The following is a 17065-nucleotide window of genomic DNA, read 5'->3' on the forward strand; positions in this document are numbered from 1 at the left end:
GATCGGATCAGGCCCCGGAGCCGCCTGATGCGGCCTCGGGGCTTTCTGTTGCTCGGACTCTCTCGGGTTTTCTGCATCAAAGGCGACCGCTCGGCCGCTCTGCCAGCGTCACGGGCGACCGTCTCTCGGCGACGAAAAACGTCGAAACGCGACAATTGACGCGTCATGGACGGTCCGAGCGGACGTTCGGTATTATCGGGAAACGTTCGGAAATAGCCCGTGTTTCGGAGCCTTGGCAATAGGCCATAAACCCAGTGTTCGTAAGGGTTTACGGCACGTCGGCGACCTGCCGCCCCGGACGAGGAGTTTCGGTAAACTCCAAGTTGCGTATCTACGCCCCTCCCGCTAACTTACTTCCACGGCATCTTGTAACCATTCTCTCGCCAACTCACTACCAGGTTACCACCAAGGCTTCATGCAAGGCGACTTCGCGACCGGCTACGATCATCGCATCGACGGTGCGGGAAGGATCAATTTGCCTGCACAGCATCGCCGGGCCGTGCCCGGCGGATCGCTCTGGGTCGTGCAGCTCCACCGGGATTTCCTGACCCTCTACACCGCCGAGGGCTTCGAGGCGTTGAAGGAACGACTGACGGCCTACCGGCTTCAGGGTCCGAAGCAGGCGAGAGCGTACAGAAAGGCCTTCGGAAGTGCCACTCCGTTAGAGGTCGACGCGACGGGTCGCGTCCTGATTCCGAAGAAACTCCGGGAAAAGTGCGGCCTGGCCGGCATCGTGAAGGTCCTGGGCGCCGGAAACCGGATCGAGCTGTGGAACCTCGACAGATATAACGAGGTTGTCGGCGACGACTTCGAGGATGTCGACATCCCGGAGGACATCTTCTGATGACCGGCCCGAGCTACCACGAACCGGTGATGACCCGGGAGGTCGTCCGGCTGGTCGCGCCGAGGGACGGGGCGCTCTACCTGGACGGTACGGCAGGCGGCGGTGGCCACGCCCGCGCGATTCTGGGCGCGGCGGCCGAGTGTCGACTTGTGGCGGTCGATATCGACCCGGAGGCGATAAGCGCCACGGGTCGAGTCCTCGGAGATGGAGGATTTACCGGGCGGTTCCGGCTCGTGCTCGGCAACTTCTCCGAGATATCCGCAGACGAGCTCGACTCGGATGGGCTCGACGGAGCCCTGCTCGATCTCGGTGTGAGCTCGCATCAGCTCGACGACGAGGCGCGCGGTTTCACCTTCGCTCGCGGCGCCCCGCTGGACATGCGCATGGCGCGGGGCGGAGAGGATGATCGGGAGAACGCCGCCCAACTGCTCGCCCGTTCGACCAGGGAGGAGCTCACTCACTTATTCAAGGCGTACGGCGAGGTGGTCGGAGCGCGGGCGTTGGCCAAGCAGGTCGCACGCAGGTGTCGAGAGGGGTGCATGGCGACGAGCGACGACCTGGTGGCCGCCCTCGCCAGAACCCTGGGTCGCCTTCCGAAAGCGCAGGAGAAAGCCAGAGTCTTTCAGGCCGTGCGCGTCGCGGTGAACCGGGAACTGGAGTCGCTCGGTCGCGGACTGGAGGTCATAAGGGACCTGCTCCGCGCGAATGCCGTGTTGGTCGTGATCAGCTACCATTCCCTCGAGGACCGCATAGTCAAGCGGGCCTTCCGGGAGTGGAGCGGCGGCTGCGTCTGCCCGAGCGGACTGCCGGCCTGCGCCTGCGGAGCCCGTTCCTTGGGCGAAGTCGTGACCCGGAGGCCGCTCCGGCCGTCGGATTCCGAGATCGGGCGCAACCACAGGGCGCGATCGGCGCGCCTGCGGGCGTGGAGGAGGGCGGCCTGATGCGCGGCCGAGTCTACCTGGGAATCGTGGTCCTGATACTGGCGGCGCTCGGGGTGCTCGGCGCGGTCGCGAGCCGGCAGGCATCGAGCCTGGACGCGCTGGAGCGCCGGGACGAGCTCCGCCGCCAGAACGCGCAGATGGAAGAACGCGTCACTCTGGTGAGCGAGGAGCTTCGGGCGCTTCTCTCCCGTCGGATGGTCTCGTCCCGGGCATCCGAGCTCCTGGGCATGCGCACGCCCTCAGGAAACGAGCTGGTGCTGCTTCCGGTGGGGAACGACCGATGAAGCTCTTCCGATCGAGGAGACGACGCTCCCTCTCGCCGGGTTCGGCCCTGCGCAAGGCCACGAAGCGCCCGCCCGCCCCCGACAAGGCGGTCCTCAGGCCGCCGGCGCCGGGACCGCGTTCCCGCGACCGGGAGGCGCCCGCCGAGGACGCTGGCCGCTCGACCGTCCTCCTCGTGCTTCTGATGCTCGTCGGAGCGACCGTCATCGGGAGGGCCGCCCAGGTTCAGCTCGTGGAGCATCGCGAGTGGAGCGAGCTCGCGGCTCGGCAGCACATCGGCCAAGAGGAGGCTCTTGCCCCTCGAGGTCGCATCCTTGCCCGCGAAGGCACTCCCATCGCGATCTCCGTCACACGTTACTCCGTAGGGATCTCTCCTCGGGAGCTCAGGGAGGCCGAGGCCGCGATCAGACTCTTGAGCGCCGAGCTGGGACTCGACCAGAGACGGGTACGGAAGGCCGTCGAATCCGACCGCCTCTGGGTCGTGCTGCCGGGACGCTATTCGTCGATCGCGCTCTCGGCCTTGAACGAACTGGACGGCGTCTATCTCCTTCCCGAGATCTCGCGCCACCTTCCGCAAGGCGAGCTCGCGCGCCATCTGATCGGCCAGGTCAGCGACGGAACCGGACTCGGCGGGATCGAGCAGGCTTTCGACTCCTTCCTGGAAGGCACGCCCGGACGCGAGATGCTCGTTCGGGATGGGCGGAGGAGGGAGATTCCCGGCCGCCGCGTCGTGGTCGTGCAGCCGGAGGCGGGGCTCGACGTCGTGACCACGATCGACCTCGGGCTCCAGGAGATAGCGCTTCAGGCCATCGACGAAGCGATTCTCGAAACCGGGGCGGTCGGTGGCGACATCGTCATGGCCGATCCCAGAACCGGAGAGATACTGGCTCTGGCGTCGAGGAGAGACGGCGCAGCCTCGCTCGCGGCGGTCACCACGCCGTTCGAGCCCGGTTCCACCCTGAAGCCGATCACGGTGGCGGGGCTGCTGGAACGCGAGGCGGCCTCGCTCGACGATTCGGTGGAGGTGAACGACGGTAGGTGGACGATCAACGGCCGCACTCTCCACGACGTGGGCGCCCAAGGGGCGATGACGGTCGCCGATGCGCTCCGGATCTCCTCGAACGTGGGAGTGGCGAAGGCGGCGCAGGCCCTGAGTCCGGGAGCCCAGTACGAGCTGCTTCGCGATTTCGGGCTGGGCACCCCGACCGGGATAGAACTGCCCGGCGAGGTCTCCGGGATGCTGAGGCGTCCCGAGGCGTGGACCGCCCAGTCGGCGGCTTCGCTGGCCATCGGCTACGAGGTTTCGGTGACCTCGATCCAGCTGGCCATGGCCTACTCGGCCCTTGCCAACGGTGGCAGGCTCATGAAACCGCTCCTCGTCCGGGAGGTTCGCGACCGGAACGGCGCCGTGGTGGCGTCGAACGAGCCTGCCGCAGTTCGGCGTCCGGTCTCGGCGGCGACCGCTGACGCGATCATGGAAGTGCTGACGGAGGTGGTCGAGGACGGGACGGCCACGGCGGCCCGCCTGGCAAGCTTCAAGGTCGCGGGCAAGAGCGGCACGGCCAGACTTTACGACCCGGACAGGGGCTATGAAGACGGGGCCTACTCGTCGTCGTTCGTCGGAGCCTTCCCGGCGGAGGCGCCGCAGCTCCTCATCGTGGTCAAGCTCGAACGCCCGCAGGGGGAATACTACGGCGGTGCGGTGGCAGCGCCGGTCACCCGCGCCGCCATGCAGGCGATTCTCGCCTCGCGCGAGCAGCATCTCGACCGACGAGCTCTGCTGGCTCAGGCCGAGGAAGGTCGCCCGAACGCCTTCGTCGGCCGATCCTTCCGGTCGGACGGTGAGGCTGCCGGCCCAAGATTCACCGCATTCGGATTCGAAGGCTCGGGACCGTCCGGCTCCGGGTCAAGGTCGCTGGGAAGCCCACCGATTCCCGAACCGGGCGTCGTGCCGAAGGTGGAGGGTCTGGAGGCCCGGGTCGCCGCCAGACGACTGCACGCCGCAGGCCTCAGGATCGTTTGGGCAGGTTCCGGTCGGGTCGTCGGGACCGTCCCGACCGCAGGCGAGGCCATCTCCCGAGGCGACACCGTTCGCATCATGACCCGGGGTTCCCCGTGGGCGGGCAGACGCTAGCGGCCGTCGCTCAGGTACTGGCCGGAGCCGGGGTGCTGGTCGGCTCCCGGGGCGACTTGCGCACCGAGGTTGCGGGCGCGAGCCAGGATTCGACGAATACCGCGGCGGACGACCTGTTCTGCGCCTGGAAGGGGAGCATTGTGGACGCTCACGACTTCCTGCCGGTTGTAGCGCGGCGCGGCGCGTCGGGAGCAGTGGTCGAACGAGCCGTGGAGAGTGTGCAGATTCCGCAGCTCGTGGTCTCGGACGGCAGACGGGCGGCCGCTGTGGCGGCGGCGTTCCTCGCCGACCACCCGGACCGCAGCATGACGATGGTGGGGATCACCGGAACGAACGGCAAGACTACGACCTCGCTCATCACGCGACACCTCCTGGGCCGACTCGGGCCGGCGGCGGCGGTCGGCACCGTGGGCGTGGTCGGTACGCGGACGCCCGCCGAGCCGGGATCGGCCCTCACGACGCCGGGACCGGTCGAGACGGCCGCCACCCTGCGCTCGCTGGCGGACGCTGGCACCGTCTCCGTCACCATGGAAGCCTCTTCTCATGCGCTCGACCAGCGGCGCCTGGACGGGATCGAGTTCGACATCGGCGTCTTCACCAATTTCACGCAGGATCATCTCGACTACCACGGCGATCTGGCTAGCTACCTCGACGCCAAGAAGCGACTGACCGAGCTGATCGCCGCCGACGGCTCGATCGTGGTAAACGCCGACGATCCCGCCTGGAACGCTCTGGATGGCGGAGGAAGGCGGATGCGGACCTTCTCGCTCGCCGGCGGCGAGGCGAGCGTCGGGGCGGAAGATGTGGCGGCCTCCTCCCTCGGCTCCGAGTTCACCTGCCGCTGGTACGGCGAACGGATCTCGGCCAGGCTGCCGTTGCCGGGCCGGTTCAATGTCTCGAACGCCTTGGCCGCCCTGAGCGTCGCGGAGCTGGCGGGCGTGGATCGGCGCGACGCCGTGGCCTTGCTCGCCGAGGCCCCCCAGGTACCCGGGCGGCTCGAACGGGTCGTGGAGACCCCCTTCTCGGTCTACATAGACTTCGCGCACACCGCCGATGCGCTGCAGAACGTGCTCGCGACACTGAAGCCGCTGACCAAGGGCCGGCTGATCGTGGTCTTCGGCGCCGGCGGAGACCGGGATCGAGGCAAGCGCGCCCAGATGGGAGCCGCCGCGCGTTTGGCGGACACGGTCGTTCTCACATCCGACAATCCCCGCGGCGAAGATCCGGAGAGGATCATGGACGACATCGCCGCCGGCCTCGGCGGAACCCGGTTCGCGCGCGACGCCGACCGCCGCCGGGCGATCTCCCTCGCCATTGACGGGGCCGAGCCAGGCGACACGGTGCTTCTGGCCGGGAAGGGCCACGAGCGCTACCAGATCTTCGCTGAGGGCAGTGTCCCCTTCGACGAACGCGAGGTAGTCCTCGAGGCGGTCGGGAAGCGAGCGGCCGGCGGGGGAGGAGGCTCATGAGCCTCTACCGCTGGGACGACGCCCGGGTGAGGGCGGCGCTTGAGCCGCTGCTCGGCGGCGAGCCCGACGCGCCAGATGCGGGCGACCGAGTCTACACCGGGATCTCGACCGACTCACGTTCGGTCGCGCCCGGCGAGCTCTTCGTCGCCCTGGTGGGCGACCGGTTCGACGGCCACGCCTTTGTGGGCCGGGCCGTAGCCGGGGGAGCCGCCGGAGTCGTGGTGTCGAGGAGTCCGACCGGCGGAGCCCTCGTCGGCGAGGGAGGCGTCCTCGAATACCGGGTCGCCGACACGCTCGAGGCCCTGGGAGCTCTCGCCGCCTACCGCCGCTCCGCAGCCGAGGCGCCCGTCATCGCAATCACCGGCTCGTCGGGCAAGACGACCACCAAGGACTTCACGGCCGCCGCCCTGAGCGCGGCCTTCTCGACCCACGCCACGACCGGCAACCGCAACAATCGCGTCGGAGTACCGCTGACCCTTTTCGCCATGCCGACCGACGCCGAGGCCGCCGTGCTCGAGCTGGGCACGAACGAGCCCGGCGAGATCGCGGCCTTGGCGGCTATGACCGCTCCGGACCTGGCGGTCGTAGTCACGGTCGGCGACGCCCACATCGAGAAGCTCGGCGACCTGGAGGGAGTGCTCGCGGAGAAGCTCTCGCTGCTCCGGGCGCAGCCCGCCGTGGCAGCGCGTCCGATCGTCGGGGACCGTCCGGCGATCCTCGCCGAGCGAGCGCGGGAGATCAGGAAGGATGTCCGGGTCGCCGGTACGAGCCACCTCGCCGATTCCGACCTCCGCGCTCGCAACGTGCGGCACACTCCCAACGGCGGGACGCTCTTCACCTGGCGAGATCTCGAGGTGAGGCTCCGCATTCCCGGGCGTCACGCAGTCACCGACGCTCTCATCGCTCTGACCGTCGCGGAGGCGATGGACGTCGAACCGGCCGCAGCCGTGCGAAAGCTGGAGTCGGTCCAACCGGGCGCCATGCGTTCCGAGCTCAGGTCCATGGGCGAGATCGAGCTGGTGGTGGATTGCTACAACGCCAGCCCGCAGAGTCTGGAGGCGGCCCTGGACCTGCTCCATCAGCGGAGTCGAATCCGTGCCCCGCGCAGTTCGGTGGCCTTCCTGGGCACGATGCTCGAACTCGGAGCCAAGAGCCCGGCACTCCACCGAGCCGCTCTCAAGGGTGCGCTCGACCGCGGGATCGACCTCATCGTGGCCACCGGCGAGTTCGCCGACGCGGCCCGGGCTCTCGAAGCAAACAGTGGACGGGTCATCCTCGCCGACGACTGGAGCGACGCCTATCCCGCGCTTCGCGAACGCCTGCAAGGCGACGAGATCATCCTCCTCAAGGCGTCACGGGGCGTGGCGCTCGAGGGTGTGATACCGCTCCTGGCGACGGATTTCTCAGGCGCCGACGCGGAGGAAGCCGGGCCTGCCGACACGGAAGCCGGCTACAACCGCGGGGGAGGGATCTGAGATGCTCTATCACCTCTTCCCCGAGCTGGTGGAGCTGCATTCGGGCTTCAACGTGATTCGCTACATCACCTTCCGCTCGGCGGCGGCGGGCATTACGGCCCTGCTGATCACCTGGATCGTCGGGCCTGCGATCATCGGAACGCTCAGGCGCAAGAGGTGGGGGCAGGTGATCCGTCAGGTCGGTCCTCACACGCACTTTGGAAAGCAGGGCACACCGACCATGGGCGGGCTGATCATGATTTCGGCCGCCACGGTATCGACGCTGCTCTGGGCCGAACTGACCAACCCCTACGTTCTGATCGCGCTCGCGAGCTTCCTCGTCTGCGGGGCGCTAGGGTTCGTGGACGACTACCTCAAGATCTCACGCGGTAACGCCGACGGGCTGGTCGACAAGGTGAAGCTCTTCGCTCCGGCCGGAGTGGGCATGGCGGTCGGGATCTTCCTCATCGCGTCTCCGCTCTCGTCCCACGAGCCGACCGTGACGGCGCTGCCCTTCTTCTCGGATCTCCAGTTCGCCTTCGCCCCGCTCTTCTTCGTTCTCTTCACTTCCTTCGTGGTGGCCGGAAGTTCGAACGCCGTAAACCTCAGCGACGGATTGGACGGACTCGCCGCAGGCCTGGTCGCCATCGCCGCGACGACCTTCGCGTTCTACGCCTACCTGGCGGGCCGAGTCGACACCTCCGCGTACCTCGGCCTCTTCCACCTGCCCGGAGCGGGTGAACTCACCGTCTTCGTCGCCGCGCTGATCGGCACTTGCATCGGATTCCTCTGGTTCAACTCGCATCCCGCGAGCGTGTTCATGGGCGACACCGGGTCGCTTGCGCTAGGTGGTGCGTTGGGAGTGTTGGCGATCCTTGTCAAGACCGAATTCCTGCTCGTGATCGCGGGAGGCGTCTTTGTGGCCGAGGCTCTTTCCGTTATCGCCCAGAAAAGCTTCTTCAAGTTTACGCGGTGGCGCACCGGGGAGCCGAGGAGGCTGTTGCGCATGGCGCCGCTCCATCACCACTTCGAGAAGCTGGGGTGGAAGGAGTCCAAGGTGGTCGTTCGTTTCTGGGTCGCCGGATTGCTCTGCGCCATTGGGGCGCTGGCGGCGCTCAAGATACGGTGATGAACGATGAACGCCTCGAACTTCGCTCCGGATCGCTCGAAGGCGCCAGGGTCTCGGTCCTTGGTCTCGGCAGAAGCGGTATGGCCGCGGCGGAGCTCGCTCTCGCCAAGGGAGGAACGGTTTACGCCTCGGACGCGAATACCGAGGTCGCCGCTCCGGCCCGCCTTAGGGCGCTCGAGCACGAAGGTGTCCGCATCGACCTCGGAAGCCACGATCCGGCCCGGATCGCGGAGAGCGATCTCATCGTTGCCAGCCCCGGGATCCCGCCACGCGCTCCCGTGTTCCGGGAGCTCGCGGCTCGCGGCCGGCGCTGGATATCGGAGCCCGAGCTCGCCGTTCGCTTCCATGGAGGCTCGCTGATGGCCGTGACCGGAACGAACGGGAAGACGACCACCGCGATGCTCGCGGCCCGGCTGCTCGAGGAGGCCGGAACGGGCGTGGCTCTGGGGGGCAACGTGGGTGCCGGCCTGGCTCCGGCCGCGTCCCGCCTGGCTCTCGATCCCGACCCGGCCGAGTGGTGGGTCCTAGAGCTCTCCTCTTTCCAGCTCGCCGGTATAGAACGTCTCCGGCCGGACGTGGCGGTCGTCACCAACCTCGCGCCCGATCATCTGGACCGTTATCCGGACACGGCCAGCTATTACGCCGACAAGGCGCGGCTGGCGAAGAACGCGGATTCCGACACCTCTTGGGTCTTTCCGCTCAACGACGAGCAGGTGACCCGCACCTTCGCCTCGGCGGCCGGAACCCATTACCGCTTCGACGCCTCCGGTGGTGCCGCGACCGCGCGGTCGGGAGCGGTCCACGGGGTCCTGGCCGACGGATCCCTATGCGTGTCGGAAGGTGTTCTCGCGCGGGCCGGTCGGCTCTCGCGCCAAGGCCGACGCGGCGGCGTCGGAGACGACCGCGCCGGCGACGCGTGGGTGAGGATCCTCCCGCGCGAGCGTTTCCCCCTTCTGGGTCGCCACAACGTCGGCAACGCCCTGGCGGCGCTCGTCGCGGCCTCGCTGGCGGGAGCGGACGAGGCGGCGCTGGCGCGCGGCCTCAGGTCGGCGCCCGGTCTCCCGCACCGGCTGGAAGCGGTGGCCGAACGTGAGGGCGTCCTTTGGGTCAACGACTCCAAGGCCACCAATCTGGCGGCGGCGCGGGGCGCCATCACCTCCCTCGACCGCCCTATCGTCCTCATCTGCGGCGGCAAGGACAAGGGCGAGGATCTCTCCGACCTGGTCCGCAGAGGGGATACGGTGCGGGCTGTGATCGCGATGGGCGAGGCGGGGCCGAGGCTGGCCCGCGAGCTCGCACTGGCACAACTTCACGTCGCAAGCGACCTGGCCACCGCCGTAGCTCGGGCTCGAGACACCGCCTGTAGGGGCGATTGCGTGCTGCTCTCGCCGGCGTGCTCGAGCTTCGACGAGTTCGACGACTATGCCGCCCGCGGAAATGCGTTCCGCGAGCTGGTGGAGGCCGGACCATGATGAGGCCTGCGCGCAGGGACCGGAAGCCTGCGAACGGAGCGGCTCGCGCCGGGCGTTTCCGCTCGAGGGGCCGTCGAAGCGCCCTGGTCGGGCAGGGACCCATCCACGTGCCGGTGCGCACCGGGTCGGCGACGACCGCGTCACCTGCGCCTTCGGGTTCGGGCTGGGAGGTGGGAGCGCTGGTGACCCTGACCCTGCTTCTTCTCGGTTTCGGGCTCGTGTCGCTCTACAGCGGTAGCTCGGTTCTCGCCATGGAGCGAGGGCTCCCTGCCGACCATTTCTTCGTTTCCCAGACCGCCGGTGCGCTGGTCGGCATTTCCTTCCTCGCCGTTTGCGCCTTCGTTCCTCCGCGGTTCTGGCGAGCGGCCGCGATTCCCGCCCTCCTGCTCACCCTGATCGCGCTTCTGATAGTCGTTCTGCCCCAGACGCACGCCATCGCTCCCGAGATCAAGGGGGCCCGCCGCTGGCTCAGGATCGGCCCCGTCACCGGCCAGCCCTCCGAGCTCGCGAAGCTCGTGATCGTGATCTGGACCGCTTCGGCGGTGACCAGGCGAGCTTCCAGGCTGAATTCGTTGGCAAGAGGGATCCTGCCGCTCCTGATCGTCTGGGGAGTGGTCGCGTCGCTGATCGTGCTCGAACGCGACCTCTCGACTGCGGTTCTGGTGATCGGTCTCGGGCTCGCGGTCGCATTCGCCGCCGGAGTCCGCCTGAAGCACTGCGTCGGCATGGCGATCGTCACTATTCCCATTCTTCTGCATCAGCTGAACGTCGGATTCCGCAAGCAACGGATCACGGCCTTTGTCGACCCGACCGCCGATCCTTCCGGTAGCAGCTACCAGGTAAACCAGTCCCTGCTCGCCATGGGCTCGGGCGGGTTCGGGGGCGTGGGTTTCGGGGAGGGTAGGCAGAAGTTCGGATTTCTTCCCGAGCCTCACAACGACTTCGCGGTCGCGCTAATCGGCGAGGAGTGGGGTTTCCTCGGGGTACTGGGCGTGACCCTCGCCTTCCTGGGGCTGACGGTGACGGGCTTCAAGGTTGCCGGGAAGGCGCGCACCTCCTTCGAACGGCTGATGGTCATTGGGTTCACGACCATGATCGCGGTACATGCGTTTCTGCACATGGCGGTCTCTCTGGCGCTGGTTCCGACCACCGGGCTTTCCATGCCGTTCATCTCGTACGGACGCTCGAACCTCGTGGCCATGCTCATCGCGGTCGGCATCATTGTCGCGGTCGCTCGCCGGTCCCGCGCCGCCCCGATCGACCGGGAAGGGCGCCCTTCGCCGGCAAGGCGAGCGCAGCAGGCACGGCCACTCTTGTCGCGGGGAGGCCATGCATAGCAGCCTGTGGAGGAACTCGCGCGAGCGCCGAGAGCGCCGGCCGGTGGTGGTTTTCGCCGGAGGAGGTTCGGGCGGCCATCTCTATCCCGCCCTGGCCATAGCCGACGCGCTCCGCAGCGACCGCCCGGAAGTGAAGGCCGTGTTCATGGGTGCGCGACGGGGGATCGAGGCGCGCATTCTGCCCCAGAGGGGTGAGCTCCACCACCTTTTCAAGGTGCGCTCCTTCGACCGATCCCGTCGGTACGGCTTTTTCGCCGCCATCGCCCTTCTCAAGCTGGCGACGACCCGGGCCCTGCTGCACTTCCACCGTCTGCGCCCATGCGCGGTCGTGGCCACCGGGGGCTTCGCGGCCGCACCGGCGAGCCTGGCCGCGATCATGCTGGGCGTACCTCTCGTCGTCCAAGAGCAGAACGCGTACCCCGGCCTGGTTCTGCGCGTCCTCTCCCGCTGGGCCGCGCAGGTGCACATCGCCTTCCCGGAGGCCCGCAAGCACATGCCGCGCCGAGCCCGGGAGCGTTCGACCGTGAGCGGGAACCCGGTCCGTCCACCCAATGCCGATGCCAGGGCCGAGGTCAGGAACGCCCTCGGGGTCGCCGAAGACACGCGCCTCGTGGTCGTCACCGGCGGAAGCCAGGGAGCTCGAGCCATCAATTCCGCGATGCTGGACTGGGCTCGGGGCGAGGCGAAGAACGAAGATTCCGCAGCGAAGGGTGGGAACGAAGGCCCCGTCGTGCTCTGGGCGTACGGCCGCGCACATCGCGAAACTCTCGCGGGCGAGATCTCAGCGGCGGGCGCCGGGTGGTTGAAAGCGGTCTCCTATATCGAAGATTTGCCCTCCACGTTCGCGGCCGCCGACCTCGCCGTCGGACGTGCCGGAGCGATGACCACGGCGGAGATCTGCAACGCCGCGCTGCCCGCCATCCTGGTGCCGCTCCCGACCGCAGCCGCGAATCACCAGGCCATCAACGCCCGCGCTCTCGCCGATGCCGGCGCGGTCCGCGTGATCGAGGAGACCGAGCTCTCGGCGGCCTCGCTCGCAGCGGCCGTCCATTCGCTGCTCCGGGACGAAGAACGTCTCGCAAAGATGTCCAGCGCGGCTCGCGTTCGCGCACGTCCCGAAGCTTCGCGCCGGATCGCATGTGCAGTCGCCCGGTTTCTGCCCCCCACCGAGGGAATCTGAACCATGAAGCTTCCGTGGAGCACCCCCCGAGTTTCTCCCCCCGACCTGATGGAGCTCGTCGGATCGAGCGGCTCCCGGGTCCATTTCATGGGCGTCGGCGGCGAAGGCATGAGCCCTCTCGCCGAATTCATGGCGCGGAAAGGGATCTGCGTGAGCGGTTGCGACCTCGTCGACGGCCCGGCCCTGGCGGCTCTCCGTGAAAAAGGTGTGGATGTGAGCGTGGGCCACGACCCGGCTCACCTGGAGGGCGTGTGCGCTTTGGTGGTGTCCTCCGCGATACCGCCCTCCCAGAAAGAGCTCGCGAGGGCCGGCAGGCGGGACATACCGGTTCTGAAGCGGGCGCAGGCGCTCGGCTCGATAGTCAACAGCGGAGAACTCGTCGCCGTGTCGGGGACCCACGGCAAGACGACGACGACCGCCCTTACGGCGCACGTCTGCGCCGAGCTGGGGCACGATCCGACCGCGTTCGTCGGCGGCTGGGTGCCGGCCTGGTCGGGCAACCTGCGTCTGGGCGGGAGCGATCTTTTCGTCGTGGAGGCCGACGAGTACGATCGTTCCTTCCACGAACTCACGCCCGATGTGGCGGTCGTGACCAACGTCGAGGCCGATCATCTGGACACCTACGGAACCGCCCGCGGCGTCAGGCGGGCGTTCGCCACCTTCCTCAGGGGCCTGAAACCGGGCGGAACCGTGATCGTCTGCGCCGACGACCACGGCGCCTCCACTCTTCTCGCGAGGACGGAAGTGAAGGCGATCACCTACGGCCTTGCCGCCGGATCCATGGTGTGGGCGAAAAACGTCTATGCGAGTACCCGGGGCATTCGCTGCACTGTGATGGAAAGGGGGTACCGGGCGGGAGAGCTCGGACTTGGCCTTTCAGGCTATCACAACCTTCGCAACGCGCTCGCGGCCGCTACCGTCGCTCGGCGCCTCGGATCGTCCTGGGACGACATTCTCGAGGCTCTGGCCTGCTTCGAAGGGGTGAAGAGGCGCTTCGAGTTCGTCGGCGAGGTCGGTGGCGCCGTGTTCATCGACGACTACGCCCACCATCCCACCGAGATAAGGGCGACCCTCGGCGCCGCTCGCGCCCGCTTCCCGGACCGACGTCTGGTAGCGGTCTTCCAGCCCCACCTCTACAGCCGAACCCGGGATTTCGCATCGTCCTTCGGCGCCTCGCTCTCCCACGCCGACATGGTCTGGATCACCGGGATCTACCCGGCTCGCGAACCGCCTATTCCCGGCGTCACCGGGGAGATGGTGGCCACGGCGGCCGAAACCGCCGGCCACACCGACGTTCGCTACACGGAGGAGATCGACGAGATGCCCACCCAACTGGCGAACGAGCTCGGATCGGGCGATCTCCTCCTGACTCTGGGAGCGGGTTCGATCGAGAGTCTGGCACGGAAGGTGCTGAAACGCCTGGAAGAGGTGCCGGCCGGCGCTTCAGTCCGGAGGCGACGCCGATTCGCAGGAGTTTATCATGCGTAAATCCCGCACCGCGCTCCTCGTCTTGGCGCTCGCCCTCGCAGGTGCGTGCGTAGCGTTCCGTACTGAAATCCGGCAAGGAGTCCGGCGGGCGGTACCGGTCGGCGAAGTCGAGTTCACCGGCCTCAGGCACCTCAGCTCCATGGAGGCCCTGGCGGCGATGACCATCCCGGCGGAGGCTTCCTACCTGGATCGTGTAGGTGACTGGGTCGACGGTCTGGTCGCTCACCCTCTCGTGCTCTCCGCCGAGGTCAGGCGTTCGTTGCCGCGGAAGATCACCGTGGCGGTCGTGGAGAGGGAGGCGGTGGCCTTGGTGCCCACGCCTCTGCTCGAGCCCGTGGACGGCGAAGGGGTCTTTCTGCCTATCGACCTGGACGAGGTTCGGCTCGATCTGCCCCTGGTCCATGCGCCGGTTGGTGGAGAGGGTGCGTCGGCTCTCTATCGCGAGCTCGCGAGACTCGGGCGCGAGGATAGCGAGTTCTTCTCGATCCTTTCCGAGGTCGAGGCCCTCGACGAGACCGCCTACGGGGCAAGGTTGGTCGCTTCGAACGTCACCTTCCTGATGCCGCATGGCGTGACGACCGATCGAATTGGAATGGGCGCCGCCGCGCTCGCCGACGCTCGATCCAAGGGCAGGGAACCGTCCGCCGTCGACCTGCGTTTCGACGGAGTAGTGGTGGTGAGTGTCACCGGGCAGGACGAGAGCTCCGACAAGGGGAGTCCGCGCAATGCGGAGGAAGATGCGCTCGTCCCCGCCCAGGAAGAGGGGGTGAAATGAAGTCGACGCTCGTCGCGGGTCTCGACGTGGGTTCGGCCGTGACCTGCGCGGTGATCGCCGAAGCCGGCGATTCGGGCCAGGAAGTGCAGGCGCTCGGGGTCGGCCAGGCCCGGACCGAAGGGGTGCGCGGCGACGACGTAACCGAGATCGCCGCGATGACGGAGTCCATCCGGGCCGCGCTCGGCGAGGCCGAGCTGATGGCCGGCCGGACGACCGACGCTGTCTGGGTCGGCATCGGCGGCTCGAACGTGGCTTGCGGCAGCTCGCTCGGCGTCAGCGCCATTGCCCGAGGCGAGGTGACCCAGGACGACATCGACCGCTGCCACGAGGTGGCTCAGGCCGTCGCGTTGCCACCCGACCTCGAATTGCTCCACGTGATTCCGCAGGACTACCGGGTCGACGGGAAGGCCGGCATCGCGCACCCGGCGGGAATGTCGGGCGTCCGCCTCGAGTGCGACGCTTTCGTGGTGACCTCGATCATCACCGGCGCCGACCATCTTCGCAGAGCGGTGAACGACGCGGGCTGCCACATCGACGGCATCGTGCTCGAGCCTCTGGCGGCGGGGCGTGCGATCCTCACCAGGGACGAGAAGGAGCTGGGAGTGGCGGTCGCGGACGTAGGGTCGTCCTCGACGAGCATCGCGGTCTTCAGGGAGAATCGCGTCGAGCACGTCTCGATCCTGCCTTTCGGGGGCGAAGCCCTGACCGGGGATCTCGCTCGCGGACTCTCTCTCTCCTACCCGGAGGCCCGCCGGGCGAAGGAGCAATTCGGTACCGCCATGGCGGACATGGTCGATCCGCGAGAGTCGATCGACATGCCGAGTCCCTCACCCGGTCAGGTCCGATCGGTCGCCCGCGAGATCATCTCGCACATAATCGAACAACGCCTGAGCGAGGTGCTCACCCTGGTCCAGAACGACATAGAAAGCGCCGTATCGCTGGAGGAGCTCTCCGCCGGCGTGGTCTTTTGCGGCGGCACCGCCGGCATACCCGGCATTCTCGAGCTCGCCGAACGGAATTTCACCTGCCCGGTGCGCATCGGCCTTCCCAACGAGGGAATGAGGTCGCATGCCGACGGTGTCGCCAGACCGCGCTTCGCGGTCGCTACCGGACTCGCTCTCTGGGGGAGCGACCTCGCCCGCGCCGGCGGGGACTCTTCCCTCGCATTCAGGTTGCCGCGCCGAGCCATCGACTGGCTCAAGGACTTCTTCTAACGGAGCAATGTCATGAACATGGTTTTCGAGGTCAACGACGACGCGTTGCCGAACGCAAAGATGCTGGTCGTCGGAGTTGGCGGTGCAGGAGGAAACGCCGTCAATCGCATGGTCGAGGAGCACCTGAACGGAGTCGAGTTCATCTCCATGAACACGGACGCCCAGGCCCTCTCCGGCTCAAAGGCGGGCAGCAAGCTCCAGCTCGGTGCCCGGCTCACTCGCGGCCTCGGTGCGGGAGCGAGACCCGAGGTGGGTCGACAGGCCCTCGCGGAGAGCGAGCGGGAAGTTCGCGCCTTGCTCGAAGGCGCCGACCTCGTCTTCGTGACCGCCGGGATGGGAGGTGGAACCGGGACCGGCGCCGCACCCATGGTCGCCGAGATAGCCCGCGAGCTCGGTGCGCTCACCATCGGGATCGTCTCCAAGCCCTTCGGATTCGAAGGGCCGAAGCGGCTGCACTACGCCCGTCGCGGTCTGACGGAGCTGAGAAGGGCCGTCGACACCATGATCGTGGTGGCGAACGAGCGTCTCCTCACGGTTCTGCCCAAGGGAGCTTCGGTGCGCGAGGCGCTCAAGAAAGCGGACGAAGTGCTCTTCAACGCGACCCGAGGCATCAGCGACCTCGTGCACGAGACGGGCGACGTCAACGTCGATTTCGCCGATGTGCGGACCGTCATGCTCGGCAAGGGTCCCGGACTCATGGGCGCGGGCGAGGCCACGGGAGACGATCGCGCCTTGGAGGCGGCCAGAGAGGCGATCTCGTCGCCCCTCCTGGACGATGTCAGCATCAGTGGCGCGACCGACCTTCTGGTGAATGTGAGCGGCGGCCCCGACGTGGCGATGAGCGAGGTGTCTCAGGCCATATCCATGGTGCGCGAGGAGGCCGGCTACGACGCCGAAGTGATCTTCGGCACGGTGACGAACGACAAGCTCGAGGGGCTGATCAGGGTCACCGTCATCGCCACCGGCTTCGAGGGAGCCGACGAAGCGGACATTCTGACTCCGGAGGGGAGAGGCCCCGTCTCGTCGACCGGTCGGGCGCTACGGGCAGGTGCGGCCCCGGCGTCCTTGCGAGGGTCGGCGCCGAGTCCGTGGAACCGACACGATCCCTTGGCCGGTCGGGCGAACCAGGGGCACGGCGGGGGCGCCCGCACCCACCAGACCCCTCGCCAGGGCCTGCCGCCCATGGGTGGACCCGTGGCCGCCCGACGTCAGAGCGCACCGGAACGCGAGCCCGGTGGTATGATAGACCTCGAGATCCCCACCTTCATTCTCCGACAGATGGACTGAGCCTGTGGTGAGTCACCACGAAAAGAAGCTGGTTGCCCGGATCGGCGCGTGCGAACCGT

General features: G+C 67.8%; 14 protein-coding genes. All 14 read left to right on the forward strand.

The window, feature by feature from the left end; genetic code table 11:
• Positions 1-415: 415 nt before the first annotated feature.
• The 14 genes from J4G12_02555 to ftsZ are packed head-to-tail and all read left to right on the forward strand — an operon-like array spanning position 416 to position 17006.
• Positions 416-844 carry a hypothetical protein gene (locus tag J4G12_02555; GenBank protein MCE2454686.1) on the forward strand — a complete coding sequence of 143 codons (429 nt, stop codon included), beginning with the start codon at positions 416-418 and terminating at the stop codon, positions 842-844.
• A complete protein-coding gene (gene rsmH / locus J4G12_02560; protein MCE2454687.1) occupies positions 844-1785 on the forward strand; it encodes a 16S rRNA (cytosine(1402)-N(4))-methyltransferase RsmH in 942 nt (313 codons plus the stop codon). Before J4G12_02555 ends, rsmH begins: the two co-directional genes overlap by 1 nt.
• Positions 1785-2069, forward strand: coding sequence for a hypothetical protein (locus J4G12_02565; GenBank protein ID MCE2454688.1), 285 nt, complete (start codon positions 1785-1787; stop codon positions 2067-2069). The genes rsmH and J4G12_02565 overlap by 1 nt, the downstream gene beginning before the upstream one ends.
• Positions 2066-4201, forward strand: a complete 2136-nt coding sequence (locus tag J4G12_02570; GenBank protein ID MCE2454689.1) for a PASTA domain-containing protein — start codon at positions 2066-2068, stop codon at positions 4199-4201. The genes J4G12_02565 and J4G12_02570 overlap by 4 nt, the downstream gene beginning before the upstream one ends.
• A complete protein-coding gene (locus tag J4G12_02575) occupies positions 4183-5670 on the forward strand; it encodes a UDP-N-acetylmuramoyl-L-alanyl-D-glutamate--2,6-diaminopimelate ligase (GenBank protein MCE2454690.1) in 1488 nt (495 codons plus the stop codon). The genes J4G12_02570 and J4G12_02575 overlap by 19 nt, the downstream gene beginning before the upstream one ends.
• The gene (locus J4G12_02580; protein MCE2454691.1) at positions 5667-7145 is read left to right on the forward strand and encodes a UDP-N-acetylmuramoyl-tripeptide--D-alanyl-D-alanine ligase; all 1479 of its coding nucleotides are present in this window, start codon (positions 5667-5669) and stop codon (positions 7143-7145) included. The genes J4G12_02575 and J4G12_02580 overlap by 4 nt, the downstream gene beginning before the upstream one ends.
• Before the next feature lies 1 nt (position 7146).
• Positions 7147-8253 (forward strand): phospho-N-acetylmuramoyl-pentapeptide-transferase, encoded by a 1107-nt coding sequence (gene mraY / locus J4G12_02585; GenBank protein ID MCE2454692.1) that lies wholly within the window; start codon positions 7147-7149, stop codon positions 8251-8253.
• Entirely contained in the window at positions 8253-9725 is a 1473-nt protein-coding gene (murD, locus tag J4G12_02590) for a UDP-N-acetylmuramoyl-L-alanine--D-glutamate ligase (GenBank protein MCE2454693.1), read from the forward strand. The genes mraY and murD overlap by 1 nt, the downstream gene beginning before the upstream one ends.
• Positions 9722-11062, forward strand: a complete 1341-nt coding sequence (locus J4G12_02595; protein MCE2454694.1) for an FtsW/RodA/SpoVE family cell cycle protein — start codon at positions 9722-9724, stop codon at positions 11060-11062. Before murD ends, J4G12_02595 begins: the two co-directional genes overlap by 4 nt.
• Entirely contained in the window at positions 11055-12242 is a 1188-nt protein-coding gene (gene murG / locus J4G12_02600) for an undecaprenyldiphospho-muramoylpentapeptide beta-N-acetylglucosaminyltransferase (protein MCE2454695.1), read from the forward strand. The genes J4G12_02595 and murG overlap by 8 nt, the downstream gene beginning before the upstream one ends.
• Positions 12243-12245: 3 nt before the next feature.
• On the forward strand, positions 12246-13730 hold the full coding sequence (locus J4G12_02605) for a UDP-N-acetylmuramate--L-alanine ligase (GenBank protein ID MCE2454696.1): 1485 nt from the start codon (positions 12246-12248) through the stop codon (positions 13728-13730).
• Positions 13723-14505: an FtsQ-type POTRA domain-containing protein gene (locus tag J4G12_02610; protein ID MCE2454697.1), complete on the forward strand. Its 783-nt coding sequence runs from the start codon at positions 13723-13725 to the stop codon at positions 14503-14505. The genes J4G12_02605 and J4G12_02610 overlap by 8 nt, the downstream gene beginning before the upstream one ends.
• Positions 14502-15719, forward strand: a complete 1218-nt coding sequence (gene ftsA / locus J4G12_02615; protein ID MCE2454698.1) for a cell division protein FtsA — start codon at positions 14502-14504, stop codon at positions 15717-15719. Before J4G12_02610 ends, ftsA begins: the two co-directional genes overlap by 4 nt.
• Before the next feature lie 18 nt (positions 15720-15737).
• On the forward strand, positions 15738-17006 hold the full coding sequence (gene ftsZ / locus J4G12_02620) for a cell division protein FtsZ (protein ID MCE2454699.1): 1269 nt from the start codon (positions 15738-15740) through the stop codon (positions 17004-17006).
• Positions 17007-17065: the final 59 nt, after the last annotated feature.

It is taken from the genome of Gemmatimonadota bacterium (assembly GCA_021295815.1).
Classification (GTDB): domain Bacteria; phylum Gemmatimonadota; class Gemmatimonadetes; order Longimicrobiales; family Gaopeijiaceae; genus JAGWBQ01.